Raw genomic sequence first — 26,245 nt, 5'->3', positions numbered from 1 at the left:
TCTATGGTATAACAAATAAACTTTACATTTAGAGGCTAAGAATCTAGCATGAAAGCCATTGGATATCAAAAATCCCTGCCCATCGATGATAGCAGCTCATTGGTGGATATCGAGTTGCCAAGCCCAGTAGCCAATGGGCGAGATTTACTGGTTGAAATCAAAGCCGTTGCCGTTAATCCCGTTGATACCAAGGTTAGGGTGAGAGAAGAACCACCTCCAGGCGAATATAGAGTATTAGGGTGGGATGCCGCGGGCATAGTAAAAGCAATAGGTGAAGGCGTGCAACTCTTCAAACCAGGGGATGAAGTTTGGTACGCTGGCGATATCACCCGCCCTGGAACGAACAGTGAACTTCATCTTGTTGACGAACGCATTGTAGGTCTTAAACCAAAAAATCTTTCTTTTGAAAAGGCAGCTGCACTACCGCTAACATCTTTAACTGCCTGGGAACTCCTCTTTGACCGTCTGGGTGTCATGGCCAGTGAAAAATCTAGTCTTCTGATCACCGGTGCCGCTGGCGGAGTAGGATCGATTTTAGTGCAACTAGCAAGACAACTCACAACGTTAACCATCATTGGCACGGCATCAAGAAAGGATTCTAAAAAATGGATTCTTGAGCAAGGTGCTCATCATGTCATTGACCATAGTAAACCCATGCACGAGCAACTCTTAGCACTTGGCATAAATGAAGTGGATTACGTTATCAGTTTGACGCATACCGATGAGCACGCAGAGGAGCTGGTCAAATGCCTCAAACCGCAATCCAAATTTGCACTCATTGATGATCCCACCCATATCGATATACGTCTCTTTAAGCCTAAAAGCATCTCAATTCATTGGGAAATGATGTATACCCGCTCAAAGTTTAAGACGCTAGATATGGTTAAACAACATCATATTTTAAACGAGGTAGCCCACTTGGTGGAGAAAGGGGTAATCAAAACGACATTTAATGAGAGTTTCGGGACAATTAATGCCGAAAACCTACGCAAAGCGCATAAACTCCTGGAGAGTGGTCAGTCAAGGGGTAAAATTGTGCTTTCTGGGTGGGCTTGAAACCCCTCACCCACCCTCTCCCACAAGGGGCGAGGGTACTAGAAGAGAAGCCGAGACGCAGCGTAAAGGGGTTTATCAATCACTTAAAATATACGCTTTAATGAGTTAATGAGACTAGAATCTTCTTCTAACTGAACCTCATTTGTAAATTCGGAATACTCATTAAGTTTATTCAAATAATTGACAGTTGTGGTGTTTTTAAGCCCAAATAGTCCGAGAATAAAAGTCAAAATATCTTGCCCTGTATTTAAAATTTGGTATTTTGTTTTATTTGAATTAGGAGTCTTCGTGTTATCGCAGTAAAACGCCTCAAGTACAGCTTGAACTCCGTCCATGGATTTTTGACGTTCTAAGTCTTCAATTAAGTCGCTTAATACGACATGCTTATCCCTAACCGCCAGGTATCCAAAAAAGTGCTCTCTTCTATCGCTCTTTAAGAAATCCCTGTAGCTTTTGAGTTTTTGAAAAATGCCACTATTAAAAAAAATTACTGCTGCTGGAGTATGAGGCTCTCGCTCATCATAAACAGGTTTTGGAGAAGGGATGTGCGCATCAGGAAGGAGCGCGTGCATTCCTTTTTTAAGGAATCTCATATGCTGGTTGAAAAATTCCATTTGTTTGGTTGATGCGTCTTTGTTCTCTAAGTATTTTGCAGCACACCATACAGCTTGCGCATAGACCTCGAAATGGTGTTTAGTAGGGGTTTGACTAAGCGTCCTTAGGCACTCTTCGACATACTTCTCTTCACCATCCCACTTTGATTTAGCATTGGGCACTCTTGCCGGTACTCCGGTTCTACCACATGCTTCCTGGATGTCTCTACTATATTTAAGAATATCTTCCAATTTATAATGCATAACATTCCTCTACTCATGTATCATTTAAACAGCTGTTATACCTGCATTAGTTCGGCTTGACAAACGTTTCTCGAGAAAACTTCTCATCCCGTTCAAACGCAACTATCGCTTTTGCCAAAGCACAGTAGACCTTATGAGTCGTGTCGGTTCTTTTCCAACTTTTACTTTCTTGCTCACCATCATAACCTCTGTCTAAAAGAGCCTTTTTTATACCAGCGATTTTTAGGTCGGAGCTAGCATGCCCATTCAGAAAACGGTTGATGGCGATAATACCTTTGGGACTTAAGAATTCCTCTTGGGTTAACTTATCAAATTCATAGGCATACTCAGGGTTGCGGAAAAAAACCAAACTTCTACTAAACTGCCGTATCCAATTAAAACGAACTTCTTTGCTCCAATCATAAGGCTCTATGATTTTTTGCAAATCATTTAGCAAGTCCTGTGCACTCATATCTACTCCTTGATAATCAGCTTTGCTAACGATTACATATCCCTTCCCGTATTGCAAATGCAACATGAGTAGACATTATCAAGCGCTTGACATTCTCTTGTCTCATAATAAATTAAGGAATTCCTCATAGCCCAAGGTGATCATGTCCACCAATTCGCCAATAACGCTGGTTCAACTATCTGATCTTCATTTCTCAGGAGAAAAGCCTTTAAAAAATCATCCCAAACTCCCCGCTGAAGGTCTGGCTAATGTCTTAAAGCATATCGAAACCACTATACCAGAGGAAAAGATTATCATCCTAACAGGTGATCTTGTCGCTGATCCTGACCCTGCGTTATACCAGGAACTAGCTTCTATCTTTAGAACACTCCCCCACACGGTTGCTGCTATTCCAGGAAATCATGATTCCTTTGAGATGATGAAGGAACATTTTTTTGGCTATAATATTTCTTCGAAAACTGTCCTCTCTATTGGTAAATGGTTAAATATTTTATTAGATTCGAGTCATTCAGGGCTAGTAAAGCACTCGGGGCGCATCATCAATAGTGATCTAGAAATGCTCGAGAACACTCTGACGCAACATCCAAATCAACATATATTAATTTTTTTACACCACCCACCCATTGCTTTTGGATCTGAAAAGTTTAAGAAAATCATCCTTGAAAATGCCGCTGATTTTAATTCTATCGTTCAACGCTTCGAACAAGTAAAAGCAGTCATCTTTGGACATGCTCATACTGAATTTAGCCTTCTGCGGCAAAAAATATTGTATTTGAGCTGCCCTTCTACATGGGCACAATTTGATCGCTCCCAAGATGACTTGTTTTTTATGCCAACACCATCAGCCTACAATAGCTATCGTCTCTATGATGATGGTTCTTTTCTTTTTATGACGCATTATTGCTGGAGCTAAACTCAGTTGTCCGCAAATACACAAGAACGTGTCATCCCGAGCATGGTGGGGGATAACAGACTCTCACCGAATTTGTGATAAAATTGCTCATAGTTATTATTAATTCACTACCCAAAGTTATGTCGAATATCATTTCTCTACGTTCGTACAAGACAGAAAGCGCAAGTCATAGCCATGAGTTTGCTCAAATAGTCCTACCTATTCGTGGCTCACTTGAACTAGAGATTGAGGGTCGAGGTAGTCAGGTCAAAGATGGCATTGGCGCGTATATTGCCACCAACAGCCGCCACTGTTTCGCAGGAAGTCAGGACAACTTGTTTTTAGTAGCCGACCTCCCAAAACAATCGCCAGAACTAAAACCTTTTGTTTATGTAACTGCTACTGTAAAAAAATTCATTTGCTTCACTCACTCCTATTTGCAAACAACGCAAGATCCCCTCACAGATTATCTACTCTATCAATTGATGGTGAATGTTTTATCCCCATCTTCCTTGCTAAGTCATCGCAGTGTACAACTTGCCAAAGAGTGGATTGCAAAACATCTTGCTGCGCCAATGGATATTTCTAAATTAGCCCGACACTGTTGTCTTAGTAAGAGTCAGTTGCAACGGCGTTTCAAAGAAGAGACTGGGCTTGGTCTTGCTGAATATTGGCGTATAAAAAAATTGGAATATGCTCAAATGTTATTGAGTAAAGCTAAATTGTCCATTGAAGAGATTGCCTTCGAAGTAGGTTATGAAAATTTATCTGCTTTCAGCCGACGATTCACTAAATTTTTCTGTATGACCCCTTCTCAATGGCGCCATATGACGCTAACGGCAAAGAGTATGCGTCCTAAAGACAAGAACTAGAACTAAAAGACCTGGTAAACTATGGTTTATATTTTAGTCTTATAACTCTGGGGTTGGTTTATCATTATGCGTACAGCAGCTAAAAGTCCTTCACAGGGACTGGTATTTTTAATTCTTGCGCAAACGATGGTCGGAATTAATATCGTAGCGTCTAAAGTGTTATTGGCCTCACTACCCATATTTTTTCTGTTGTTTATACGTTTTACCTTGGCAACTTTAATCCTTTTAGCTTTACATTGGCTTACTTATCTTAAAGAAGCCACCCCCTTAAGTTACTTTTTTTCTGAACTCAAACGAAAAGACTGGCTTTTTATTCTCGCTCAGGCTCTTTCTGCTGGTGTGCTATTCAACTGTCTTATGCTTTTAGGCTTACATTATACCGATGCCAATGTTGCCGGGATCATTACCAGTACGCTGCCAGCAATGATTGCTATTCTCTCCTGGATTTTTCTTGGGGAAAGAATAGCAGGAAAACAAGGTCTTTGTATCTTTTTTGCTACCATGGGGCTTATGACGATTGCTTATGGCAAACTCTCTGGCACGCAAGTCATTCACTCATTTGTTGGCGATATTATCATTCTTTTTTCTCTTTTGCCTGAAGCTGCCTATTATGTTTTATCTCGAGCTTACCCAAATCGCCTCCCAGTCTTTCTTATTTCGGCTTTGATGAATGGCATAAATGCAATGTTAACCTTACCCCTCGGCATTCTCTTCTACCTGCAAACCCCTACGTTTGATCTAACGACATGGATAATCATGTTTATTTTAGGACTAAGTTCAGGATTATTTTATGTTTTTTGGTATTTTGGCTGCCAGCAAGTGGATGGTGTTCTAGCTTCTCTTTCTACAGCGGCGATGCCGCTTGCTACTGTAATATTGGCTTTCGCAATTTTGGGAGAGCAATTAACCCTTCAGCAAGGTCTGGGTATGCTGTTAGTATTGTTCTCCATAGTCCTCTATGCTCGGAAATAGGACTACGACAGTGACAGCCTAATTTTGACAGGTAACGATCTTCAACGAGGGGTGGCACGGAAGGAGGGCTCCCACCGCGCGCAGCTTGCGAGCACGGTGGGATACCTGCAGTGACAGGACCCCGAGGCGAGGAATTCTCTTTGAGGAACGATTAAGAAGAAACCCTTTTTCCCCTGTCAACATTAGGCTGTCACTGTACTACAAATCCATATGGATTGAATGACTACGTTACGCTTAGATCACATACTAAGACTTGCTTGTGTTGATGGCTCCACGTCAGGTATTGCGTCAGTAATCTCTTTAAATAAGATCTCATTGCTTTTACTCTCATGCCATCTTAGGTTTGCTCCAGCATTCGTCGTCATAAACCGAAGATAGAGCTTGAGGTCGTTTAGGCAATTTTTTATGGTTAGTGCAGGGATTTCGCTGAATTTTTCCACCTCAAATAGCTCACACAATAATTTTGCTAAAGCTGATCTATCTTTAACTGAACTTTCAAACGTATATTCGTTATTGATTTTATCTAAATGCAATAAATATACACCGGCTAAAGCACGCCTTAAAAATTCAGTTATTTGCTGATTGTTAGGTGTTTCCTTACGAAATATTCGTGCAAGCGTCTGATATTGATATCTATTTTTATCGATATTTTTGGCAACGGTACAGATAAAATTAATATCGCTTGACCTATTTGGATTGTTTGTTTCACCTCTATAGGAGGCTAGAAACCTATTCTTATCCATGAGCTGGCGTTCTTCTTTATAATCACCGAGCAGACGGTCTGCAAAAGGGATTAACTCATCCAAGGTAGGTATTTTAAATGTCATTTTTCTTCTCCATGATGAAAATGCTACTAAATGAACACAATGTCCCAAATGACAATTTACTATACTTTTTCTTTCATCTGTAGAGTAAGGGAACGTTCCCAACGTAATTTGAGGATAAACTTTATAATTTGTGAATAACAGTCTTAAAAGCAATTGCTGCATGCAAGAAATGAAAATGATGGGGGCGGGGAAAATCCGCCCCGCTAAAATTAAGGACTTACAGCGAAATAAGCCTCATCATAGGGATAGCAGGTCCAGTTAACTGTTCGTCCACCTATATTTACTTCAATCACATTCGAACTTAAAGCGGCTAGAGAGGGTTGTGCCTCCGCATAACATATCTTGTTAGTACCACCGATAGTTACATAATGATAAGAGCTGGTTGTTGTGTAAGTGTTAGGAACATAGTAAACAGCACCACGATCTTCCAAAACAACTGGCGGACCAGATATAACAACCTTATCGGCAAATGAAGAAAAGCTGAATGCCATAAGAAATAAAGAAGAAATACTCACTGTAATCGTTTTCATCGTCAAATCTCCAGTTATGTTAATAAAGCTGGCAATATAGACAATTCAGGGTTGTCTACCATGACACAAATTTCTTGCTAAACTCCATCTTAGTTTAGCATTTATTTGAAGTCTTATATTTTGCTGAAATTTTCTACTGATACTTCACGGATTTCCTTATCTCAGCAATGCAGTTACCATCCCAAATATAATCATAATGCCCCGCTTGCACAGGCAAAGTTAGCGCTGGAGGTCTGAAGATTGCCAGACACCTAGCATCTGCGCTCTCGCTTCTTACGCTGGGGTACAGTAAGCCCCATTCGTTTTGCCGCTTTATTTCGCGTCCTAACTCCTGACTTTTAAAATAAGCATTGATGTTAGGATTTAAGTAGTCTCTGTAGACATCACTAGATAAATCAACCAGAGGTTTTGTAACGAAAGCGGTATATTCTCTCATTTGTACAATGCAAGGAGGCTCCTGCGATGCAGCCAGGAAACGTTCCCTATGAAACCTGGTTTCAGCAATCGCCGTTCTTATGGAATCGCCAGCATAGTAAATCCCATACGATGTTCCATCACTAAATCTTGAAACACCAAAATGGGTAAAAGCCGCCATTAATGGCGTTGCTCCTGGTCCCCCTACCCAATCATCTTTAGCCACTAAGGAAATTTGACCATACTCCGTGGTTAAACGATCATTGGTTAGACCCTCAAGGTAAGCAAGTTGTTCCAATTCTTCAGGAGACTCCACCCAGTCAAATAATGTAACTGGAGGATAGCGTGATGGAATAAGGCGATGTGTTTTTTCTTTAAAATCCGTATAATTGAACATCTATATATTAATATCCTCGCCAAAAATCCAAAAACCTTCGTACCTCTGCGAGCCTCATTAAACTGCCCTCCATCATGTAGTTTCTTGGGCTAAGGCCATTAAATGGAGGCAAATTATTTTTTCGATCTATCCACGACATAGCCTGGTTGCTATCAACAAACAAAATTCGCAGGTCCTTATAGATACCTAGTAACAAAGAAATGCGTTCTTTTTCATCTCTTGTTAAATTACCCTCATATTTACTTATCCCTTTATAATAAGAGGAAGGCGGCATGTCTCCCATCAAGATAAGGGCCTCTTCTTTATTAAAAGAGAATCTTTCCACCAAATTTTTTAAAGCCTTCCATGCAACTTCATTAGGAACAGATAATGAGACTTGAGTTGAAGTTTTCATGATAGTCTTCTTCTTGCAACTATAATCCAACTATAGTCTATTTTTAGAATTTTGTCTAATTTTAGAATAAATTTTTAGATAAAACATGTTAGTAGCACCGATCACAGCTGCTGGCATGACTAAAAGGTTCATAAAAGGAACAAAACTTAATAAACTTGCTGCAAACCCAAAACCTAACGATAAACTTTTATTGTTACTAATCATGCTTCGCATTGTCTTAAAATCAATCAAATTATTATCCATAACAAAATCTTGATATTGAATACTCAGTATCCATGCATTAAATACAAACCATAAGAAGGGTAACATGGGGTGAAATGGTGGCAGAAAAAACAAAAAACACATCAGTAGTAAGCGTGGTACATAATAAGCAATAAATTGCCCCTGTCGTTTAATACTTTGAATCACTGCCTTACCGAACCCTCTTTCAGGAATAGACGCATTCTGTAGGATCTTTTGAGCTCGCTCGGCTAATAAACCATTAAAAGGTGCAGCAAACAAATTGGCCAAAACGGAAAAGGTAGTTAAAAAAAAGAGAATAAATAATAGAAAAAATAAGATAGTAAAAACCACACTCAGAAAACTAAGCCAATGAGGTAATTTACTAATGTAGTAATCTGCCCAAGGTGATAAATAATGATAGCCCAAATAAGCGATTGCCCCATAAACAAAAAGATTAAAAATCACGGGCATCACGACAAAACGCCTAAGTCCTTTTTTATTTAAGCTTCGCAGACCCGAGAAAAAATAGTATATCCCTGTAAAAAAATCGCGCATTTTCCTTTAAAGCCTCTGAGTCCCAATTATTAAGAGAATCAACTATGGTTTAAATGTAGTATAAAAGAAAGTGTATCAGCAGTTCCTCTAATATGAGTGCCCTAAAGCGTATGCTGGGAGAAAAAAAATGAAGCATCAGAAAGACAATAAATCTAATGCAAACCATCCTTTAGACAAAGAATTACAAGTAGTCATCGATTTTGCTTATAAAGCGGGTAACATCGTAAAAAATATTCGTTCCCGAGGCTATAAGATCTTTGATAAAGGAAAACATCTAGGGTTGGTTACTGAAGCTGATCAGGAGGTAAGTCAGTTCTTAGTCAAGTCAATGAAACAAGTCTTTCCCGATGATCTTATTATCTCCGAAGAAGAACCCCTACCTCCCAAATCAGCCCAAGCGGATAGGATATGGTTTATTGACCCGATTGATGGCACAAGTGATTTTATCTCTGGCAGCAATGAATGGTCCGTCATGTTAGGGCTTGCTATTAAGGGGGAGGCTCAACTTGGCGTGGTCTATCAACCAGATACACAAGAACTTTATTATGCTATAAAAGACTGCGGTTCATTTTTCACCAAACCACAGAAAAACCAGCCCCTACAAGTGAACACCGTCTCAGATCCTGCTCGAGCGATTTTAATACAATCCAGGAGTCATTGGAGTACTAGAGCAGAAAACATAGCAAAAGAGCTAGGTATTAATAAAATCATCAAGCATGGCTCCCTCGGCTTAAAACTGGGGAAAATTGCCAAAGGTGAGGCTGATCTTTATTTTAACTTTTCCGGTCATTGCCATTTATGGGATCTATGCGCTCCTGAGATCATTCTCAACGAAGCAGGAGGAAAACTTTTGACAGCCTCTACTAACAGACTTATCTACTGTGCAGGTGAAACAAGAATTAAAGAAGGTTTTTTGGCGACGACCAATAGCTTAGCCACTAAAGTTCAGCGATTTTTGCAATAAATGATTAACTATCAGCCTACTAAACTCAACCGAATTAGGGACGTTCCTAAATTCTAGATATGAATTTGTTATCCTTTATATAAAACCGCAACAATTCGTTTGCCCAATGCTTGGCATAGTCAACACCTACACGTGGTCTTTCTGAAATGGCTATATGGGTTTCATCAATAGGAGCAGCAATATAAAAATTGTCACTTAGTAAATCATGACCATTTAATTGTTTGTCTATTCCCATTGCCTTACATAGCAAACCTGGGCCTTGTGTACGTTGGTTAAGATTGTTAATCGGTTCAAGTGCTCGCAATAAGACAGCAGAACCACTACCCTCACTCTCTGTAACCACATTCATGCAATGATGAATACCGTAAATCAAATAAACATAAGCATAACCTGGGGGGCCAAACATTATTTTTGTCCGTGGTGTCACACCCTTTGAGGAATGCGCTGCCAAATCATGCTGGCCTAAATAAGCCTCGACTTCAACAATTTTACCAACGCGTTCATAACCGTTTGTGGAGTGAACTAAATACTTACCCAATAGATCCTTAGCCACTGTTATTGTGTCTCTACCATAAAATTCACGGGATAATTTTTGCATATGCTTTATATACAACCCCTGTAATAGACCTGTTAAAAGTTTAGCAAAGACCTAGATACAAGATTAATCTAAAAACAATAAGGCTAAATTTTAGCTATCTTATTGTCGACAAAGCAAATTATTTTTAAATAATTGAATTTAGATTTAGTAAAAATAAGATTTTTTGTCTATCCTTGTAAGGTACATCTTTAAGGGAATAAATAAAATGTCAACAAAATCTAGATTGGATTTCTTACTAGGCCTTGGAGTAATGCTATTACCTCTATCCACCATGGCAACATCCCCCACCGAAATGACCAAGGATGATTGGCTAGCAAAACTGAAAGAAGTGGCACCTAGTGTCATTTGCAAAGGTTTCTTTGAAGAAGCTTCTCTCAAACAGCGTATGGATGACTTGAAAATTGACAATGCGAAGTGCACTTCCTTGATCCCTGATAGTTTTGAGAAATGCCAAAAACAATATTATTCCAATCTACCTGCAATGATGAATAAAGAAAGTGCATCAAAATGGGGACATACGCTTGGCGAATGCATCGGCACCGATTTTGCGACCAAATATTTGGTTAGTGCTTCTTCCCCCAGTACAGCAAGCTCAAGCACGCAATCCGTGGACATGCCTAAAGATAAATGGTTAGAACAGGTTAAAGCACTTGCTCCAACGATGATTTGCAATGGTTTCTTTGAAGATGAATCGATTAAGAAAAAACTTCAGGGACGCAATATTGACAATGCGAAATGCATGACTTTAATTCCTGAGAGTTTCGATAAGTGCCAGACGCAATATTACTCCAGTCTTCCAAGTACTCTCAATGTGGAGACAGCAAACACTTGGGGACATAAGATAGGCGAGTGTATTGGCACCGATTTTGCGAAAAAATATCTGGTTCCTGCTGAAACGACCACAAATGGTCAATAAAATTCCCTCACCCTACCCTCCCTCTGGGAGAGGATAGGGTGAGGGGAGAGATCCTCTCAGTGCATAGCATGGTGAGTGAGGGGATTAAGTGGACCTTTAGTCCAAGCTTAAGTTTCAAATTTAAGTATTTGCTATATTAAAAATAACAATCCTATTAACACTAAATCATATGTCTAAAGCGCCAGTCAATCATCTCATTCATGAAAATAGCCCATATCTACAACAGCATGCGCATAATCCTGTTGAATGGTATCCATGGGGAGAAACGGCGCTAGATAAGGCGCGAACAGAAAATAAGCCCATCTTACTTTCCATTGGTTATGCAGCCTGCCATTGGTGCCATGTGATGGCTCATGAATCATTTGAAGATGAAGAAACGGCAGCGTTAATGAATCAGTTATTTGTCAACATTAAAGTTGATAAGGAAGAACGCCCTGATCTAGATAAGATTTATCAAACCTCCCATTATTATTTAAGCCAACAAAGTGGAGGCTGGCCACTTACCATTTTTTTAACCCCTGATCTTACACCATTTTTTAGCGGAACTTATTTTCCTCTGGAGGATCGCTATCAGCTACCCAGTTTTAAAAAGGTGTTGAATATCACATCCTATTTATACAAAAACAGGACAGAAGACATCCGCAAACAAGGCATGGAATTAAAACGAATTTTGCAGCAACAGAATAAAACATTCAGCTTATCGTTAAATCCACAACCATTAGAACTTGCGTTTACCATGCTGGAACAAAATTATGATGAAAAATATGGTGGCTTTGGTACCGCTCCCAAATTTCCGCAAGCTAGTAAATTGGAGTATTTATTGAGTAATCGATCTCCTCTGGCAGCTGAAACATTAAAAAAAATTGCCAAAGGTGGTATTTATGATCAATTGCGAGGGGGATTTTATCGCTATTCCGTTGATCAAAAATGGAATATCCCTCATTTCGAGAAAATGTTATACGATAATGGTCAATTGTTAACGCTTTATAGTTTGGCGAGCCGTGCCTATCCGCAATCTTCATTTAAGAAAATTTTAACAGAAACTGCAGAATGGGTGATTGCAGAGATGCAATCCGCAGAAGGCGGGTATTTCTCCAGTTTAGATGCTGACTCAGAAGGTGAGGAAGGGAAATTCTATTATTGGGATAAAAGCGAAATTCAAGCTTTATTAACTGCACAAGAATACACTGTTGCTTCGCTGTATTTCGGCCTAAATAATCCTGCCAATTTTGAAAATCACTGGCACCTATATATCTCACAGCCTTTAAAATCGGTGAGCAGAACATTGAATATGCCACTGGTAGACGTCAAAGAATTGATTGCCTCTGCAAAGAGAAAGCTCTTGTGGGCACGCAATAAGCGCTCCACCCCTTTTCGCGATGAAAAAATTTTAACATCTTGGAATGCCTTGATGATAAAAGGCATGTTATTGGCAGGAAAACGATTAAACCAAGAAAAATACCTTCATTCTGCTTATCAGGCTTTAGATTTCGTTCAAAGCAAGCTTTGGGACGGAGAAAAGTTACAAGCCTGTTATAAGAATGGTGATGCTTATTTGCTGGGTTATCTAGATGATTACGTCTTTTTATTGGACGCCTTACTGACCTCTTTGGAAGTATCCTGGAATACTGACCATTTATTATTTACTATTGAACTTGCAGAAGCTATTCTGGCTCATTTTTCTGATGAAACAGTTGGGGGCTTCTTTTTTACAGCTAACAATCATGAGAAATTACTCTATCGTCCCAAAACGATGATGGACGATGCTATTCCCGCAGGCAATGGTGTTCTTGTGCGCACCCTTCTTATCCTTGGTCATTTGCTAGGAGAAATTCGTTATATAGAGGCTGCAGAACAAACCCTAAAAGCAGCGTGGACCATGTTGTCTCGTTACCCAGCGGAACATTGCTCTTTGTTATTAGGATTGCAAACCTATCTAACCCCACCACAAATCATTGTAATTCGCGGTCAAGAAGATGAAATTCAGCGTTGGCAAGCTCTTGCAAAATCCTTTAATAATTATGTGGTTGCGATTCCAAGTCATGTATCGCATTTGCCTGAAGTACTAGCGGCTAAAAAGGCTCAAGGAGATTGCTGTGCTTATGTCTGTCAGGGGCATGAATGTAAAGAGGTCATCAAAGCCTTTGATGACCTCAAACGCGCTCTAATAAAGGAACCAACCAGTTCCTAATCATTGCTGGAATAAGAAAACAACAATTCTCCTTGCTAAAACTTAATCTTCAAATTTCTTATTTCTCTACTTTTCGTAACATCGAATTACCGTGGTTTGACCACGGGGTCTATTGAGGCAGTCAATGGATACCGTGGTCAAGCCACGGTAATTCGGTATTTTAGCCTAACTTAACAAGTGAACCTTACCCCTTGTATAAACGTCGTAATTTTCAGCTAAGCGTTCTTTGATTTTTTGTTCTCGTTGCGGACCAAAGAATAAAGGAGCATATAATACATTTAAAGTTTGCTGAATATGACAAATTTTTGCCTTTGAAGCTTTAACAACAATTTCTGTCTCAGGATCGTCTTTACCCAGGCTTTCAAGAAGCTCTTTTTTTGTTTTCCCAAATCTCTCTGTGTTGCCGTTATCTGACTCGGGTATGAAACGCTTTTTTCCCTTTAACAATTCACGTTTAGCACGGTAATAGTCGCCCAACTCCTGCAAGCTGAAGGTTTTCTGTTGTTGATTTCTGTACATATCAAGTAATGGGCTTCTTGCTAACGAAGGATTATGGCACGCTGGAGGTGATATTTTTTCACTTCCTAGAACAATATTTAAGGTCTCATTTGCCTTGTAAGTTATGTAAAGGACTAAAGGTAAAGCGGTAATCATAGCGATAGCAAAGGGAAGCATGACTGGACCAAATGTTATTAGAGACAACGTCACTACAATACTAAGTACAGTCATGCTGCCGACAACACATCCCAACCCTTCTGGTTTTGTTAGCCAAAGCAAAAATTTGAAAAACTCAGAAGACTTATCTCCTTTGTACCAATTGACTAAGCACCAAAATGTTTTATCCAGTAAGAAACCTAGGGGGATACCAAAGACAGCAAAACATGCAAATCCAAGCGTAAAAGGGAGACTGGGTAAGGCAATCACTGGAGCAACAACCAATAACAACCACGGTAAAAAAATTACTGTAGCTGTAACAGCAAGTTGGGTTTTATGACTAGTAATATAACGCAATAAAGGTAAGCTAAAATAGCGAAAAGGCACAACAGCAAAATAATAAACTAACACCCGCCCAACGGTATAAAACCAAAAATTACGTTTTCTATGCTCCTCATTATCCGCAAGTGGATCAACAGTAATAAACTCTGTTTGCGCGAAACCCGCGTAATTTAAAGCATGATCAAGGAGTGGATTTGGTCCTTTCTTATCGGGCGGCGGTTTTACATGTAAAATATTCCAGTCACTCTTCCATACCCCAAATCGGGAAACAGGATCATTACCCTGTTTTTGCACGAACACTGCTGGCTTGTGCTTCAAGTGTTCCCAGTGATCGTCAGTGTCTTTGAACCACGCGTCATGAAGACCAGCAGGATTAAGAGCATCAACTCGAGATATTTTATCGTCTTGATCTTTATCGAGTGCCAACAGCAAAGATAAAGATCCCCCTAGACTGGTTCCACAAACATGCACCTTACCTCTTTGCTGATGCAACCAATCCATTATTCGTTTTCGCCCACTCCGATATAGCTTAGTACCCACTGTTTCGAAGCCTTTTAAATCTGCAGCCACCTGAGTCGGGAAACCTTGACCAGCCGGATAAGTGGTCCCCATGAACAGCAAGTGGGATTCAGCATTATCGTTATTAAGGGGTTCCAAACCATAGGCAAATACCCTGTCCTCATCCCGCATAAACAATTTTTTAAACCCATGCGTAGGGGTTAATTCGATGGGAACAACATGATAATCAATGAGTTGCCATTGCCCCTCTACCCACTGAGGAACAGCGATGGATTCATAGGGATTAATATCACTAAACGGTAACAGAGTCAGACAATTGCTGATATATAATTGCGCTTGTCTAAATTGTGGTTTTTGTGATTCAGTTAACCCTGCTCTTAGCAATTGTCCGTGGATATGAGTAAAACCTTGCTGGAAGGCCTCTCTCATGCCCAGCATTAATTCACGATCACGTTTAAGAAAGACGGCTTTGAGAACCTCAGGAGATATCATCTGCTGCCAATCAGAATGCCACCCCATCATTAAAATCCGCAAAGCATTCCTTGCAATAGCAGTGGCTTTATCGGGTGAATCTGTTGGAACCCGTTCAAGATCAGCTGTCTGGAAAAAATTTAGATCTAGCCCACTAGCATAAATTTCCCCGGCACTCATCCAGCCCCTCCAAAGGTTTGGGTACGTAAGGGCGATTAAGCAATAACCGAAAAACCAAATAATATTCCATGTTGTGTAGGAATACTTGAAAAACGCCCCGCATCATTCAATGGCGGATGAAACCTTGTGTTACCGCCAAAAACACCTTGGTATAGCAAATTTAAACTTGTAATTTCCGTAAGCGGGTAACCAAAACCCGCTTGAACTTCTCCTGCCAACTCTGTTTTATTGTTTATCAGATTCGTTTCCATCTCCCATTGACGATAAGCAATGCCACCTTTTAATTGCGCGAAAAGTAAGCTTTCGCTGATCGGTGTTGTATTCGCAGTAAATAGCAAATCTAACATGGGTTTGACGGTTGTGCGGACAACGCCGCCCAGGATGTCCAATGTTCCTGGAGGCAGCCCAACACGCATACGGTTTCCATTCTGAACACCAAACTCTAAACCGAATGCTGTTTGTGTAGTTGTAAGTAGCTCTGCTCCAACGGCCAACCTGCCCAGAGGCGTTTGGCCATCATCACTATAAGCATGTTCGTATTGCCCATAGCCCAAACTTGCAATAATAGACCATCGATTACCTTGGCTTTCTTCTATTGTTATCGCCGGTAAGTAAGTTCCTGCCAAAGCATTAAATGATAGAACACACCCCAGCGCGATCATTCGCGTTCTATGTGTCATGCTCTCATCCTTTTAATTAATTGCACAATTTAGATTCAACACTACGAGCTCAGCTCCTTTTATACGGTATTTGTAAACTTTTTTCCACTGGATTGAGTAATTTTGCCTGACTTTATAAATTTAGATGCTTTCCTTCATTAACTGACATACACTAAGTCTGCAAATACGGACAAGCTAAGAGCTAGATTTTGGAGATGATTATGAGAAAAATAAAGACAAGTCTATTCATTTTACTAACGCTATTTTGTCTTTTTAGCTTGTTAAGCGCTTGTGCGCCAACCACGCCAACAACGGAAGAAGATTATGGCGGAGGAGGTCCTGGTGGTTACGCCGGAACAGGTGGTGTCGGAGGAGGTCGTTAAGCAACCATAGAAACCACAACCTTGATCTTAAGGTCAATAAAAGCGATGATTTTTTCTTTTTGATTTGTAAGGAGTTGGTGTGCAGCACGAAACAATGGAATATGATGTCGTCATTGTCGGTGCCGGCCCGGCCGGGTTATCCGCGGCTATCAAACTTAAGCAACTAGCAGCAGAAAGCGGCAAAGAACTTAGTGTTTGCATTCTTGAAAAGGGAGCTCAAGTAGGCGCTCATATTATGTCAGGAGCCGTGCTTGAGCCCAGAGGTTTAAAAGAGCTCTTGCCTAACACTTGGCAAGAAGCCCCCTTAGATACCGCCGTCACCGAAGATGGTTTTTATTTCCTGACTAAAAAACATCACTTTCGCTTCCCTACACCAAAGCCCATGCAAAATCATGGCAACTACATTATTAGCCTGGGTGAATTATGCCAATTCTTAGCGACGCAAGCAGAACATTTAGGTTGTGAGATCTATCCTGGGTTTGCTGCCACCGATATTCTCTATAATACCAAGGGAGAGGTCATTGGCGTGGCAACAGGCGATGTTGGTATCGACAAGAAAGGAGATAAGACACCTCACTTCCAGCCTGGAATGCATTTGCATGCCAAACAAACTCTTTTTGCGGAAGGTTGTCGCGGACAACTCAGTCAAAACTTGATGCGTCGTTTCCATCTACAAGACAATGTGCAACCACAAACTTACGGGATAGGGATAAAAGAAATTTGGCAAGTTCTTCCTGAGAAACATAAACCTGGCTTAGTCATTCATACTTGTGGATGGCCTCTGGATCAAGGGACTTATGGCGGCTCCTTTATCTATCACTTGTCAAAAAACCGCGTAGCCCTTGGTTTCGTTGTGGGACTTGACTATAAGAACCCCTGGCTAAATCCTTTTGCTGAATTCCAACGTTTTAAAACTCACCCTTTCGTGCGTCCAACGTTAGAAGGCGGTGAACGAATTAGCTATGGTGGGCGAGCTCTTAATGAAGGTGGCTGGCAGTCCATACCCAAGTTAATTTTTCCTGGTGGAGCATTAATTGGTGATGCGGCTGGTTTTCTGAATGTACCAAAAATTAAAGGTATTCATGCCGCAATGAAATCAGGGATGCTTGCGGCTGAAGCTTGTTATGAAGCGTTAAAGCAAGCAAGCATCGATTCCCAGGTTACGCTTAAGACCTACCCTGAGAAATTTCAGCAATCGTGGCTTGCAGAAGAATTATATAAGGTCAGAAACATTCGTCCTGGATTTCGCTACGGACTTTGGGTGGGACTAGCCAATGCAGCTTGGGAAACGTATGTAACGCATGGCAAATCACCGTGGACGATGAAACATCATGCTGACTATACGACGTTGATCCCAGCTGAGAAAGCAAAAAAAATTGATTATCCCAAACCTGATGGCGTATTGACTTTTGATAGACTCTCTTCCGTATATTTAACAAATACTTTTCATGAAGAGAATCAACCATGTCATTTGAAACTTCGTAATCCCAAACTGGCCATTGATGTTAATTACCAACAATATGCCTCACCTGAAATCCGCTATTGTCCAGCGGCAGTCTATGAAATCATCCAAGAGGAAACCGGCCCAAGGCTACAAATCAATGCGCAGAATTGCATCCACTGTAAGACTTGCGATATCAAAGATCCACGTCAGAATATCGTTTGGTATGCCCCAGAAGGCGGTGGTGGTCCAAATTATGTAGAGATGTGAAGCGCATTATTGTTATTTCCCAACGATAAAGCTAGACTTGCATACGAATAAGTCCCGGTGGCACAGCTGGATAGCGCAGCCCCCTCCTAAGGGGCAGGTCGGAGGTTCGAATCCTCTCCGGGACGCCAGTAAAACATGTTAAGATTAAATACCCAACACAACCCAAGTTCATAGGGTGCATCTAGGGTGTATATTAAATGTGTCTCCATATTAGCAAGCGTAGGCTGGGCTGTTAAGCCCAGCATTTAAGGATTGGAAACACTGTATTCGAAATGATGCAAATTATGAACAGCATATCAATTATATTCATTACAACCCCGTAAAATATCACTATGTCTCTAGTCCATCTAAATGGCCTTATTCAAGTATCCATCGATTCATTCAATCAGGAATACTTCCTGTCAATTGGGCTTATAATGATGAATTTCATAATGGACATTTTGGAGAGTAAAATCAATTCGACAACCGCTGGGCTTGACAGCCTAGCCTACGCTTGCTTTGCAAGATTATTTAAGAGGCTTGGCCTCCCTATTCCTAGAGAAACTGGAGTGAAAAAACAAATAGCAAATTACTGGTGAAAAAATCATGGATAAGAATCAGTCATTAGTTGATGTAGATATCAAGCCACGTAGTAAACCTGCAAAATCTTCTAGTAGTACTCTTGATGCTCTCGATCTTCAGCAGCAAGAAAAATCTGTTTCAAGTTCACTAAAACCGCGGTGATTTAACCTTGCTTGAATACAATGTGCCATTATTCTTTGTGGATGTCCCAACTATTCGGTTTAAAAAGGAACATTTTTATGCTTGAAAAAATGACGTACATGGGACACCAAGGTTCGCAGTAAATTTTGATGATCGGCTTCCGGGATCTTAACTTGAGCATGTTGCAAATGCTCAATAGCACTCACCCTTTTTACAACCAAGGCACTTATCTTTTCCATTAGTTCGGGTCTATTCGCAAATAGAGCACCAATATTATCATGATCAATTTCAATAATTATACTTTCTGTTTTTACAACAATAGATCCTCTGCAAAGAGCACCCGTTAAAAGGGAGATTTCACCAAAATAGTCGCCTTCTTGATAGCTTTCAAATAGCACTGGATTATTCGTCTTTGTATTTATAAAAAGGGACACTGAACCTCGATAAATAACATATAATGATTGGTTACTCTCACCTTCTACCAACACCCTTTCTGGGGGACCATACATTCTATAGTGACAATGTTCTGCAAGTGATTGGATTTCCTCCTTTTGTAAGCAATGAAATAAATCCACTTTACGCAAGAAACTAGCTAATTCTTTGTGAGAAAGCGTGGGTTTAGGGGGTAATTCTGAACCAACGAGAATAATATCTTCGCGCAGACATCGATACCAAAGTGCCGACAAAATTTGATCATTGATCATTGTTGTACTAATTTCTTTGGTAGAATAAACCAATTGGTACAACGAATCTTCCTCTCTAAGTTCCATCAAAGTGGCAATTGGTTTAGGTTCAGCCAACACTTTGTCTGACTGTAAGGCAACCGAGACTAGAATGTTTTTAAACCGCTCAGGAGAGATAAGCTGTTTTACAGTAACAGACAGTGTCCCAGAATGAACAGGATTAGGTTGCGACAGATTTTCAATAATTTGCTGAGAGATAACCGAGTTGGGTATCGATAGAATGTTTCCATCGTAGCTAAGTAAATTTACAAAGCGCCAATTGATATCCAAAACTTTTCCTGTGACCGAACGTCCTGCGCCCGCGCCGCCATATACAGTTATCCAATCACCATCACTAAATTGTTTCGTTGTATTTAACCCTATACCGGCAAAAACATCACTTAACGTTGCCTGTGCAGAATAACCAAGAATGATTGCCATTATTCCAGATGCGGTAAAAATACCAAAAACAGATTTCGCAAAAACAAAGTGTACAATAGCTGCTACAGTTAAAATCAAAAAAACCAAGGAAACTAAATTTTTAAAAATCCTAGGAACAATCACACCGGATTGTAATAACCACTTGTTCCATATGAAATAATTAATGATTTGGTTGGCCAAAAAATAAAGGGAAAACCACCATAAACATTCAAGTACTGTCTGAATAAAGTATTGGAATTCTTTATGTTTACTAAATGAAATGATTTGTGTCTCAAAAGCGAATAAAAAACTGAAAAAAATAAAAAGACCACAAGCCAACCAGAGCTTATATTGTGTAACATTTTTAACCAGTTTTTTCAAAATATAGCTATATAAATTAACTGCCAGCAGGAGGCTTGAAATTAACAAAATTGTTTTGAACAACTCATTAATATTCATAGGAAGAAATTAACTGGGCGATGCTAAAAGTTTAGTTCATTTCAAAGCGCGGAGGAAATTTAGGCATCATAGGCAGTTTCCCGTATTACGCGCTGCTGCGCTATACGGGCTACAACTCTACAACTCTTTAAAACAATGGCATGGCAGCTTAGCTGCCATGGTTTATTCTGGCTAACTGAACTGAACAGTAGTGTTTGCCGTATCTTCCGCATGATGCGTACAAGCCTGCTTAAGCGCATTAAAGCCTGTTTGAATCGCATAACTGATACCCTGTAAAATATCCAGGAAACTCCCGTGTTTATAACCATAGATTTTGAAATACATCTGATTTTCTTCCTGGCTTAATTGATGATCAAAGAACTTAATATCGTCTCTAATCGATTTTGCATCCTCAATAAACTCTTCTTCTACTTTGTCATCAATAAATTCGCGCAATTGCGCATCATTCGTAACAGGAGCTAAAGTCCTAATCATCTCTTGGATAGCTGGGCTTTTACGAAGCTCAGAGGAGTCTTTTACATCTCCCAAACTCCAAACACAGCATCGAGCCAAATTTTCAAGCGCTTCAGTATATTCAACATAAGCGGTTTTTCTTTGTCCTAATTGGTATGACCCGTAGGCAAAACCAACCATAGCAGCCATGCTTAAAGGCAGAAACCAGGACAAACTTAAAGCACCAAAGCCAGTGGCGAACCCTGCCGTAGCATGAGCATCAATGGCTTGTAATCTTTCTAGTTTGTGCTTCATCATTCGGCTGCAACCTTCTAGCAATTTTATATGCGCGGGGTCTTCAGGATTAAACTTCACTTTTTTCTCGTGATACTCTACCAATAGCAACGTATGCTCAAACGAGCTGATAGAAGGTTTTGCAAAAAAAGACATAATTACTCCCTGTTATAAAAATTGTGCATAATTTATTAGATAATTTTTTGATATACAATACTTTTTTAAAACAAATAATGTATTACCGACACATCGATGGATTTTGATTCTGTGGATACAGGGTTGACTCGGTTAAGTCGATGCGCGCTCCATCTCTGGAAAATATCAGGATAATACTGAAGCTAATACCAATCTAAAGCATAATTTTAACCCGTGATTTGTTTGACTTCATTAAGGAAAACTGAGCCAATACCGGCAACATTGAGTTTGACTCCTTCTCCGTTTACCCCTAGACAGACACTATCCACATTCGCAGCTGTCATTGTTTTGAGTGTTACCTCTTGTCCGTCGCATATGGCATTCACCTTAAGGCTATAGTTACCAACTGGAACTCTTTCACCTTTGTCATTAGAGCCATCCCAAATGAATTCAAACAACCCTGGATTTTGTTGCCCTAAAGAAATTATTCTCATTAAGTCTCCTGACTGAGAATAAATTGCCGCTCTTAAGTGCTGCACTTCTCCTGCAGGCACATCAATTGCTGCCTTTACTCCTTCCTCTTGACCTAGATTAAGAATATTACTACTGACTAGAACCTTTAGACCTACTAATGCAGATGCCTGTAATGCTTGATTAGAGTGTAAGGAGGAAGTCAATCTTTGAATCGATTTTTGCATTTTAGTAATCCCATCATTCATACTGAAACTGCATTGGATGAGCAGCCACCATTTACTTCCAGGCTCAAAGGAATCTGCTACGAACTACGAAAAGTCATCTATAACCTTTGTCAATAGCAACGATGCAAGGGATATGCCAACCAAATAATCTTATACTCTTGAGCTGATGAAAGTTGTTCTATGTGCAGTTTGACAGTAAAATTAGCAAGAAATCACGGGTCCAGAAGACTAGACATGAATGAAATAGAAAAATTGCCCACCGATGCCATTGACCTGATAAAAGCATATTTACTTCAGCTACAAAATACTATTTGTAGGACGTTAGAAACCTTTGAGCCTCAAAACCCATTTATCGAAGATGTCTGGACAAGGCCGCAAGGTGGTGGCGGAATCACTCGTATTCTCACTGAAGGAAACGTGTTTGAAAAAGCGGGGGTAAATTTTTCTCATGTGTTCGGTGAACAATTACCTCCTTCCGCAAGTGCCCATCGACCTGAATTAGAGGGCAGGAAATTTAATGCACTAGGCGTGTCACTCGTCATCCATCCTGATAACCCTTACATCCCTACTTCACATGCAAATGTTCGCTTTTTTGTGGCAGAAAAGGAAGGCAGTAATCCAGTTTGGTGGTTTGGTGGCGGTTTTGATCTTACCCCTTATTATGGATTTCGTGAGGATTGTCAGCATTGGCATCAAACAGCCCTTGCTGCATGTGAGCCTTTTGGAGCAGATATTTACCCTCGCTTTAAAAAATGGTGTGATGAATATTTTTATCTTAAACATCGCCAGGAGGCACGTGGCATCGGAGGGTTGTTCTTTGATGACTTTAATCAAGGCGGATTTGCTAATAGCTTTGCTTTAATGAAAAGCATAGGCGACCACTTTATCGAGGCCTATGTACCCATTATTAAAAAACGCAAAGATCTTGCCTATGGAGAGCAGGAAAAAAATTTTCAACTTTACAGGCGCGGACGTTATGTGGAATTTAATTTAGTTTATGATCGCGGTACATTATTTGGCCTGCAATCCGGCGGAAGAACTGAATCAATTTTGATGTCTCTGCCTCCTAAAGTTCATTGGGAATATAATTGGCAACCCGAAAAAGACAGTGCTGAAGCTCGACTTTACACTGATTTTTTGCCAGCACAAGATTGGCTGAACACTTGTCTATAGTGTTCCAATCTTGGTAAGGGGCCACCATAATCCTACAGCAGTCAGAGCATTTAATATGGCTAGAATGAGAAAAACCATAGGAATGCTCATGTTTAAATAGATTAAAAACATGACAAATGCGGATCCAATGATCATAAATAAGGCATTAAAGATGTTATTTGTGGCAATGGTGCGTGCTCGTAACGTTTCATCACTCACCACTTGAAGGTAAGTGTATAAAGGAACGATGAATAACCCAGCACTAACAGAAAACAGAAAAAAATCGGCGGTAATACGCAGACTATTTAATTGAGATAAAAATACAATTAAAGACTGCAAAGAATCAACCGTAAGTGCCTTTGGTGAAGCCAGGTATAAATCAATCCCAAAAAAGGACAGTAGGAGCATACATGGGGGCACGTAACGTAATGTTATTTTCCCTGCTAATAAATGACCAATAGAAATGGCTCCTAAAGCAATGCCAATGGAGAACAAAGCAAGAAAAAAAGCAAAAACGGTAGGCTGCGCCTTTAAAACGTAATGAGTGTAGTCGGGTAATTTGGTGAGGATGACAGTACCGAGCAACCAAAACCAGGAGATGGTAAAAATTGCAGGCAATACCTTATGGTTGGTCATAGCAGCTTTCATCATTTGTATCGTCGCTCGCCCAACATTCCAGTCTATTTTAAGCTCACTCACTTTGGGTAGCGCTTTAGGAATAAAAATGCTTGATGCCAAACCTAACCATGCAACTAAATTGGTTAAAGCTACCGCATATCCAGGATGCGGACTAGTGCTTCCAATGGTTAAAGCACCGAGGGTGGTCCCAAATAAGATAGCTAGAAATGTGGATGCCTCAATTAAAGAAGTGCCTCCAAGTAATTCTTTACGAAATAAATGATTAGGCAAAATGGCATATTTTATGGGCCCAAAAAACGTTGAGTGAATACCCATACCCGTTAATGTTAACATCATCAAGAAGACATTTTGCAAGTAAAGAGCAAAGCTGCCAATGATCATTAGAATCACTTCAAGTATCTTGACCGCGATTGCAAGACGGGCTTTATCGAACTTGTCAGCCAATTGACCTGCCGTTGCTGAAAAAAGAAAAAAAGGGATAGTAAATAAAGCACCCGCAATGGCTTGATATTTCTCTGATTGCATCGAGGACGTACTGACGTGATAGCTAATCAAGGTTAGCATCGCTAATTTGAAAGCATTATCATTAAAAGCACCAAAAAATTGCGTTAAAAAAAGAGGTAAGAAACGTCTTGATTTAAGTAAATAGGCCGTTGGAAACCCCATTTATGCTCCATCTTCTTTTTGAAATAGCATAACTGCAGAATCCCTTTCTTAACAGTCACTAGGAATAAAAGGACAACTATGAGCGTTTCGACGAACATCAAAGATGACTTTTGCCTGAGGATAATGAGGACTTAAAACCACTTGCCCTACACAGTTCATGAACACTCGTTTATTATCGCCCAACATTAGAAAATCTTCCTGGTTAAAGCTCGTAGGTAAGTCTACTACACTCTTTAAATTAATCGGAGATGAGATGAACTCTTTCTTGCCATCTTCTACGTAATTAAGAAATAAATCAATTTTTTTGTCATTCATCTCATAAACATCAAATGCCTCCAAATGGTCATCTTGACAACGCCAAAAAACTTTATAGTCTGCTCCATAGCTCAAGGCTGAAAAAAATAACATGATCAGGCCCGCAATCCAGGTATTCATTCCTTTCTCCCGCTAAATCGTAATGTTGGGCCAAGGCCCATAGCCGTCAGGCTAAGAAAGAAATTGTTTGTTTAACTTATTGAAATAATAATAAAAAAAGCTAGAGTACCCTTTTAAATTTTTTCCCGCCAGGAAAACAACCAAAAGGGACTCTATGCTGCTGGATACCCTATCAAATATTCCTCAAGAAATCTTTAAATTTTTTACTTATGAAGCGGATCGGATAGGAAAGGAAACAGGTTTTCAGAAACGCCGTTCAAAATTGACACCTAGTGTTTTTATAAAATCATTGATAACGCTCTGTTTTTCAGAACATTTTAATTTGGAACTTTTCTGTGGATTGGTAAAAACGCAAAAAGTTTATATCAAAAAACAATCATTACATGAGCGATTTAACGAACGAACAGCCGGATTTCTTAAAGCCTTTTCATTATTCTGTTTAAAGCACTTTCAAATGAAAAAGTTACCTCAACTCCAAGGATTGGAGCAATTTAGTAGCCTTAACATCATTGATAGCAGTACTATATCCTTACATCAGGCGCTGAATGAGCTTTTTAAAGGCAGTGGCGGAGCCGCATCCAGTTCCGCTATGAAAATCCAAATGATGTTTGATTATCTTGGTGGACAAATAAAAGAGCTTACTCTAACTTCGGGCTGTGATAACGATCAGGGCTTTGATAATTATTTTAATACTATTGAAAAAGGAGCTCTTTATTTAATGGATTTAGGTTATTTTAAACTGAACACGTTTAAGAAAATTATGGAAGAAAACGCTTTCTTCATAAGCCGCTTGCTCACCGGAACTAAACTTCTAACACAAGATAAGAAACCTTTTGATTTACTCGTTACCTTGGAGAATGCTGCACCATTCTTTTCTCAGCAGGTCCTTATGGGAGCAACGCATAAAATTCCTGTCCGCTTGGTCGCTCAACGATTACCACCAGTCATTGCCGAGCAAAGGCGGAGAAGACTTATAAAAGATCATCGTCGCCGTGGTTCCACACCAAACCAGGAATCGTTGGCTTTACAAAGTTGGTCTATTTATATTACCAATACCTCTGAAACTCAAATCAATAATAAAGCAATTCATCAAACGTATGCTTTACGATGGCAGGTAGAACTCCTCTTTAAATTAAGTAAATCCTTAATGCATATTGACTCTATCAAAACTAAAAAGTTTGCTCGAGTGATTATTGAAACCTATGGTAAGTTTATTGCAATGATGCTTTTGTTTTTGCTATGCAATCCCATGCGCAACATAGAAGGCAAACAACTCTCTTTTTATAAAGCCTGTCACCAACTAAGTTCCAAGGCTACTGGATTGATTATCGCCCTCATGTCTCCTTATCGATTAAAGCATTTCTTGAATGATTTCTATGAAAATCTCTCCCTCTTTGCTATCAAAGATTCAAAAAAGAAACCTCTTTTGACCTTTGACTTCTGCGAAGGAGAGTGCTTTTAAAC

At 39.9% G+C, this 26,245-nt stretch carries 26 protein-coding genes and 1 tRNA gene; 12 read left to right on the top strand and 15 right to left on the bottom strand.

The window, feature by feature from the left end; genetic code table 11:
• Nucleotides 1-48: 48 nt before the first annotated feature.
• Complete coding sequence (locus CKV79_RS04825) at nt 49-1,056, top strand: zinc-binding alcohol dehydrogenase family protein (protein ID WP_028373532.1); 1,008 nt, start codon at nt 49-51, stop codon at nt 1,054-1,056.
• Nucleotides 1,057-1,139: 83 nt separating this feature from the next.
• Here CKV79_RS04825 and CKV79_RS04820 read toward each other — a convergent pair whose 3' ends face one another.
• Nucleotides 1,140-1,901, bottom strand: coding sequence for a hypothetical protein (locus tag CKV79_RS04820; protein WP_157737134.1), 762 nt, complete (start codon nt 1,899-1,901; stop codon nt 1,140-1,142).
• Between the two features lie 58 nt (nt 1,902-1,959).
• Nucleotides 1,960-2,364: a hypothetical protein gene (locus tag CKV79_RS04815; RefSeq protein ID WP_028373534.1), complete on the bottom strand. Its 405-nt coding sequence runs from the start codon at nt 2,362-2,364 to the stop codon at nt 1,960-1,962.
• A 142-nt stretch (nt 2,365-2,506) separates the two neighbouring features.
• On the opposite strand from CKV79_RS04815, the gene CKV79_RS04810 reads away from it, so the two are divergent.
• The 3 genes from CKV79_RS04810 to CKV79_RS04800 all read left to right on the top strand — a co-directional run bounded on the left by CKV79_RS04810 (nt 2,507) and on the right by CKV79_RS04800 (nt 5,100).
• On the top strand, nt 2,507-3,277 hold the full coding sequence (locus CKV79_RS04810) for a metallophosphoesterase (RefSeq protein WP_028373535.1): 771 nt from the start codon (nt 2,507-2,509) through the stop codon (nt 3,275-3,277).
• Between the two features lie 83 nt (nt 3,278-3,360).
• Nucleotides 3,361-4,128: a helix-turn-helix domain-containing protein gene (locus CKV79_RS04805; protein ID WP_028373536.1), complete on the top strand. Its 768-nt coding sequence runs from the start codon at nt 3,361-3,363 to the stop codon at nt 4,126-4,128.
• 66 nt (nt 4,129-4,194) lie between these two features.
• Nucleotides 4,195-5,100 carry a DMT family transporter gene (locus CKV79_RS04800; protein ID WP_028373537.1) on the top strand — a complete coding sequence of 302 codons (906 nt, stop codon included), beginning with the start codon at nt 4,195-4,197 and terminating at the stop codon, nt 5,098-5,100.
• Nucleotides 5,101-5,339: 239 nt separating this feature from the next.
• Here the strand turns inward: CKV79_RS04800 and CKV79_RS04795 are convergent, their stop codons facing one another.
• The 5 genes from CKV79_RS04795 to cysZ form a co-directional block, all read right to left on the bottom strand.
• The gene (locus CKV79_RS04795) at nt 5,340-5,927 is read right to left on the bottom strand and encodes a hypothetical protein (RefSeq protein ID WP_028373538.1); all 588 of its coding nucleotides are present in this window, start codon (nt 5,925-5,927) and stop codon (nt 5,340-5,342) included.
• Between the two features lie 209 nt (nt 5,928-6,136).
• Nucleotides 6,137-6,457 carry a hypothetical protein gene (locus CKV79_RS04790; protein WP_028373539.1) on the bottom strand — a complete coding sequence of 107 codons (321 nt, stop codon included), beginning with the start codon at nt 6,455-6,457 and terminating at the stop codon, nt 6,137-6,139.
• 133 nt (nt 6,458-6,590) lie between these two features.
• Nucleotides 6,591-7,268, bottom strand: coding sequence for an RES family NAD+ phosphorylase (locus CKV79_RS04785; protein WP_028373540.1), 678 nt, complete (start codon nt 7,266-7,268; stop codon nt 6,591-6,593).
• Between the two features lie 7 nt (nt 7,269-7,275).
• Nucleotides 7,276-7,662, bottom strand: coding sequence for an antitoxin Xre-like helix-turn-helix domain-containing protein (locus CKV79_RS04780; RefSeq protein WP_028373541.1), 387 nt, complete (start codon nt 7,660-7,662; stop codon nt 7,276-7,278).
• Nucleotides 7,663-7,692: 30 nt separating this feature from the next.
• On the bottom strand, nt 7,693-8,439 hold the full coding sequence (gene cysZ / locus CKV79_RS04775) for a sulfate transporter CysZ (RefSeq protein ID WP_028373542.1): 747 nt from the start codon (nt 8,437-8,439) through the stop codon (nt 7,693-7,695).
• A 127-nt stretch (nt 8,440-8,566) separates the two neighbouring features.
• On the opposite strand from cysZ, the gene CKV79_RS04770 reads away from it, so the two are divergent.
• Nucleotides 8,567-9,403, top strand: coding sequence for a 3'(2'),5'-bisphosphate nucleotidase CysQ family protein (locus tag CKV79_RS04770; RefSeq protein ID WP_028373543.1), 837 nt, complete (start codon nt 8,567-8,569; stop codon nt 9,401-9,403).
• A gap of 46 nt (nt 9,404-9,449) precedes the next feature.
• Here CKV79_RS04770 and CKV79_RS04765 read toward each other — a convergent pair whose 3' ends face one another.
• Nucleotides 9,450-10,001, bottom strand: coding sequence for a DNA-3-methyladenine glycosylase (locus tag CKV79_RS04765; RefSeq protein WP_028373544.1), 552 nt, complete (start codon nt 9,999-10,001; stop codon nt 9,450-9,452).
• 205 nt (nt 10,002-10,206) lie between these two features.
• Between CKV79_RS04765 and CKV79_RS04760 the strand changes: the two genes are divergently transcribed.
• Entirely contained in the window at nt 10,207-10,917 is a 711-nt protein-coding gene (locus tag CKV79_RS04760) for a hypothetical protein (RefSeq protein ID WP_051546175.1), read from the top strand.
• A gap of 169 nt (nt 10,918-11,086) precedes the next feature.
• Nucleotides 11,087-13,108 carry a thioredoxin domain-containing protein gene (locus tag CKV79_RS04755; RefSeq protein WP_051546176.1) on the top strand — a complete coding sequence of 674 codons (2,022 nt, stop codon included), beginning with the start codon at nt 11,087-11,089 and terminating at the stop codon, nt 13,106-13,108.
• 165 nt (nt 13,109-13,273) lie between these two features.
• Here the strand turns inward: CKV79_RS04755 and CKV79_RS04750 are convergent, their stop codons facing one another.
• Together CKV79_RS04750 and CKV79_RS04745 are read right to left on the bottom strand one after the other, a co-directional pair.
• On the bottom strand, nt 13,274-15,274 hold the full coding sequence (locus tag CKV79_RS04750) for a hypothetical protein (RefSeq protein ID WP_051546177.1): 2,001 nt from the start codon (nt 15,272-15,274) through the stop codon (nt 13,274-13,276).
• Nucleotides 15,275-15,309: 35 nt separating this feature from the next.
• Nucleotides 15,310-15,954, bottom strand: coding sequence for a hypothetical protein (locus CKV79_RS04745; protein ID WP_028373545.1), 645 nt, complete (start codon nt 15,952-15,954; stop codon nt 15,310-15,312).
• A gap of 200 nt (nt 15,955-16,154) precedes the next feature.
• On the opposite strand from CKV79_RS04745, the gene CKV79_RS13760 reads away from it, so the two are divergent.
• From CKV79_RS13760 to CKV79_RS04735, 3 genes are all read left to right on the top strand, one after another.
• Complete coding sequence (locus CKV79_RS13760; protein ID WP_154660311.1) at nt 16,155-16,316, top strand: hypothetical protein; 162 nt, start codon at nt 16,155-16,157, stop codon at nt 16,314-16,316.
• A gap of 79 nt (nt 16,317-16,395) precedes the next feature.
• Complete coding sequence (locus tag CKV79_RS04740; RefSeq protein WP_028373546.1) at nt 16,396-18,027, top strand: electron transfer flavoprotein-ubiquinone oxidoreductase; 1,632 nt, start codon at nt 16,396-16,398, stop codon at nt 18,025-18,027.
• A 51-nt stretch (nt 18,028-18,078) separates the two neighbouring features.
• A tRNA-Arg gene (locus CKV79_RS04735) sits at nt 18,079-18,155 on the top strand.
• Between the two features lie 654 nt (nt 18,156-18,809).
• Here the strand turns inward: CKV79_RS04735 and CKV79_RS04730 are convergent.
• The 3 genes from CKV79_RS04730 to CKV79_RS04720 all read right to left on the bottom strand — a co-directional run bounded on the left by CKV79_RS04730 (nt 18,810) and on the right by CKV79_RS04720 (nt 21,889).
• Entirely contained in the window at nt 18,810-20,330 is a 1,521-nt protein-coding gene (locus CKV79_RS04730; RefSeq protein ID WP_028373547.1) for a mechanosensitive ion channel family protein, read from the bottom strand.
• Nucleotides 20,331-20,501: 171 nt separating this feature from the next.
• Nucleotides 20,502-21,212 carry a hypothetical protein gene (locus tag CKV79_RS04725; RefSeq protein ID WP_028373548.1) on the bottom strand — a complete coding sequence of 237 codons (711 nt, stop codon included), beginning with the start codon at nt 21,210-21,212 and terminating at the stop codon, nt 20,502-20,504.
• 206 nt (nt 21,213-21,418) lie between these two features.
• A complete protein-coding gene (locus tag CKV79_RS04720; RefSeq protein ID WP_231950213.1) occupies nt 21,419-21,889 on the bottom strand; it encodes an FLgD tudor-like domain-containing protein in 471 nt (156 codons plus the stop codon).
• Nucleotides 21,890-22,123: 234 nt separating this feature from the next.
• Here CKV79_RS04720 and hemF point away from each other — a divergent pair, with 234 nt between their 5' ends.
• Complete coding sequence (gene hemF / locus CKV79_RS04715; protein ID WP_028373549.1) at nt 22,124-23,062, top strand: oxygen-dependent coproporphyrinogen oxidase; 939 nt, start codon at nt 22,124-22,126, stop codon at nt 23,060-23,062.
• On the opposite strand, the gene CKV79_RS04710 is transcribed toward hemF, so the two are convergent.
• Together CKV79_RS04710 and CKV79_RS04705 are read right to left on the bottom strand one after the other, a co-directional pair.
• Complete coding sequence (locus CKV79_RS04710) at nt 23,057-24,346, bottom strand: MFS transporter (protein WP_028373550.1); 1,290 nt, start codon at nt 24,344-24,346, stop codon at nt 23,057-23,059. The genes hemF and CKV79_RS04710 overlap by 6 nt on opposite strands.
• Before the next feature lie 48 nt (nt 24,347-24,394).
• A complete protein-coding gene (locus tag CKV79_RS04705) occupies nt 24,395-24,781 on the bottom strand; it encodes a hypothetical protein (protein ID WP_028373551.1) in 387 nt (128 codons plus the stop codon).
• A gap of 154 nt (nt 24,782-24,935) precedes the next feature.
• Between CKV79_RS04705 and CKV79_RS04700 the strand changes: the two genes are divergently transcribed.
• Complete coding sequence (locus tag CKV79_RS04700; RefSeq protein ID WP_095141691.1) at nt 24,936-26,243, top strand: IS4 family transposase; 1,308 nt, start codon at nt 24,936-24,938, stop codon at nt 26,241-26,243.
• The last annotated feature ends 2 nt before the right edge of the window (nt 26,244-26,245 follow it).

Origin of the sequence: Legionella lansingensis (genome assembly GCF_900187355.1) — a bacterium.
GTDB lineage: Bacteria > Pseudomonadota > Gammaproteobacteria > Legionellales > Legionellaceae > Tatlockia > Tatlockia lansingensis.
Note: the sequence above shows the minus strand (reverse complement) of the source record. Positions and strands in the feature narration are given on the sequence as shown.